This window comes from Pseudoalteromonas sp. AOP7-A1-14, assembly GCF_052376275.1.
Taxonomy (GTDB): domain Bacteria; phylum Pseudomonadota; class Gammaproteobacteria; order Enterobacterales; family Alteromonadaceae; genus Pseudoalteromonas.
In genome coordinates this window covers 1-2,992 of the sequence record NZ_JBQSVO010000195.1, presented here as the reverse complement: position 1 = coordinate 2,992, position 2,992 = coordinate 1, and the positions used below count along the sequence as shown (strand labels likewise).

Here is a 2,992-nt window from a genome sequence, read left to right as displayed (position 1 = left end):
AAAACGCGTTTGGCGTTGTATGGTTAAGCCTCACGGGTAATTAGTACAAGTTAGCTTAACATGTCACCATGCTTCCACATCTTGCCTATCAACGTTGTAGTCTTCAACGGCCCTTCAGAGACTTTAAAAGTCTAGTGAGAAATCATCTCGAGGCCTGCTTCGCGCTTAGATGCTTTCAGCGCTTATCAGTTCCGAACGTAGCTACCGGGCAATGCCATTGGCATGACAACCCGAACACCAGCGGTTCGTTCACTCCGGTCCTCTCGTACTAGGAGCAACCCCTCTCAATTCTCAAACGCCCACGGCAGATAGGGACCGAACTGTCTCACGACGTTCTAAACCCAGCTCGCGTACCACTTTAAATGGCGAACAGCCATACCCTTGGGACCGACTTCAGCCCCAGGATGTGATGAGCCGACATCGAGGTGCCAAACACCGCCGTCGATATGAACTCTTGGGCGGTATCAGCCTGTTATCCCCGGAGTACCTTTTATCCGTTGAGCGATGGCCCTTCCATTCAGAACCACCGGATCACTATGACCTACTTTCGTACCTGCTCGACGTGTCTGTCTCGCAGTTAAGCTGGCTTCTACCATTACACTAACCGTACGATGTCCGACCGTACTTAGCCAACCTTCGTGCTCCTCCGTTACTCTTTAGGAGGAGACCGCCCCAGTCAAACTACCCACCAGACACTGTCCGTAATCCCGATTCAGGGACCGACGTTAGAACATCAAAACTACAAGGGTGGTATTTCAAGGTTGACTCCACAAAAACTAGCGTCTCTGCTTCAAAGTCTCCCACCTATCCTACACATGTAGGTTCAATGTTCAGTGCCAAGCTGTAGTAAAGGTTCACGGGGTCTTTCCGTCTAGCCGCGGGTACACAGCATCTTCACTGCGATTTCAATTTCACTGAGTCTCGGGTGGAGACAGCGTGGCCATGGTTACACCATTCGTGCAGGTCGGAACTTACCCGACAAGGAATTTCGCTACCTTAGGACCGTTATAGTTACGGCCGCCGTTTACCGGGGCTTCGATCAAGAGCTTCTCCCTAAGGATAACCCCATCAATTAACCTTCCGGCACCGGGCAGGTGTCACACCGTATACGTCATCTTGCGATTTTGCACAGTGCTGTGTTTTTAATAAACAGTCCCAGCCACCTGGTCACTGCGGCTCCAATTAGCTCAGGGAGTAAATCCCGTCACCCATCGGAGCGTACCTTCTCCCGAAGTTACGGTACGATTTTGCCTAGTTCCTTCACCCGAGTTCTCTCAAGCGCCTTAGTATTCTCTACCTGACCACCTGTGTCGGTTTGGGGTACGATTCGGTATAATCTGAAGCTTAGAGGCTTTTCCTGGAAGTATGGCATCAACAACTTCACCACCTTAGTGGCTCGTCTCGTGTCTCAGTCTAACAGTAACCCGGATTTACCTAAGTCACTAACCTACTCACTTTCACATGGACAACCATCGCCATGCTTGCTTAGCCTGCTCCGTCCCCCCATCGCAATTATACCAAGTACGGAAATATTAATCCGTTTCCCATCGACTACGCCTTTCGGCCTCGCCTTAGGAGTCGACTTACCCTACCCTGATTAACATGGGATAGGAACCCTTGGTCTTCCGGCGTGCGGGTTTTTCACCCGCATTATCGTTACTCATGTCAGCATTCGCACTTCTGATACGTCCAGCATGCCTCCCGGCACACCTTCAACCGCTTACAGAACGCTCCCCTACCACTCATCCTAAGATGAATCCGCAGCTTCGGTGCATAGTTTAGCCCCGTTACATCTTCCGCGCAGACCGACTCGACCAGTGAGCTATTACGCTTTCTTTAAAGGATGGCTGCTTCTAAGCCAACCTCCTGGCTGTCTGTGCCTTTCCACATCGTTTCCCACTTAACTATGACTTTGGGACCTTAGCTGGCGGTCTGGGTTGTTTCCCTCTTCACGACGGACGTTAGCACCCGCCGTGTGTCTCCCGGATAGTACTTTACGGTATTCGGAGTTTGCAAAGGGTTGGTAAGTCGGGATGACCCCCTAGCCTTAACAGTGCTCTACCCCCGTAAGTATTCGTCCGAGGCTCTACCTAAATAGATTTCGGGGAGAACCAGCTATCTCCCGGTTTGATTAGCCTTTCACTCCTAACCACAGGTCATCCCCTAACTTTTCAACGTTAGTGGGTTCGGTCCTCCAATTGATGTTACTCAATCTTCAACCTGCCCATGGCTAGATCACCGGGTTTCGGGTCTATACCTTGCAACTCATCGCCCAGTTAAGACTCGGTTTCCCTACGGCTACCCTATTCGGTTAACCTCGCTACAAAATATAAGTCGCTGACCCATTATACAAAAGGTACGCAGTCACCTAACAAGTAGGCTCCTACTGCTTGTACGTACACGGTTTCAGGTTCTATTTCACTCCCCTCACAGGGGTTCTTTTCGCCTTTCCCTCACGGTACTGGTTCACTATCGGTCAGTTGGGAGTATTTAGCCTTAGATGATGGTCCACCTATATTCAGTCAAAGTTTCACGTGCTCCGACCTACTCGATTTCACTTAAATTGCATTTTCATGTACGGGACTATCACCCTGTATCGTGGCGCTTTCCAGCACCTTCCATTAACACAACAAAAGCTTAAGGGCTGTTCCGGTTTCGCTCGCCGCTACTTCCGGAATCTCGGTTGATTTCTTTTCCTACGGGTACTTAGATGTTTCAGTTCTCCGCGTTCGCCTCGTTAACCTATGTATTCAGTTAACGATACCTGCAAGCAGGTGGGTTTCCCCATTCGGAAATCTTAGTCTCAAGTGCTTTTTACTAGCTTGACTAAGCTTATCGCAAGTTAATACGTCCTTCATCGCCTCCAACTGCCAAGGCATCCACCGTGTACGCTTAGTCACTTAACCATACAACCCAAACGGGTCTTTGTTTTGTGACAGTTTAACTTCGCCAGAAGTTAATATTGAATACTAAAGTAGATACCAATTAATCA

1 rRNA gene is annotated in these 2,992 nt (G+C 49.5%); it reads right to left on the bottom strand.

Features of this window, described 5'->3' with window-relative positions:
* Positions 1–19: 19 nt before the first annotated feature.
* Positions 20–2,906: ribosomal RNA gene (locus ACT3RM_RS17385) — 23S ribosomal RNA — on the bottom strand.
* Positions 2,907–2,992: the final 86 nt, after the last annotated feature.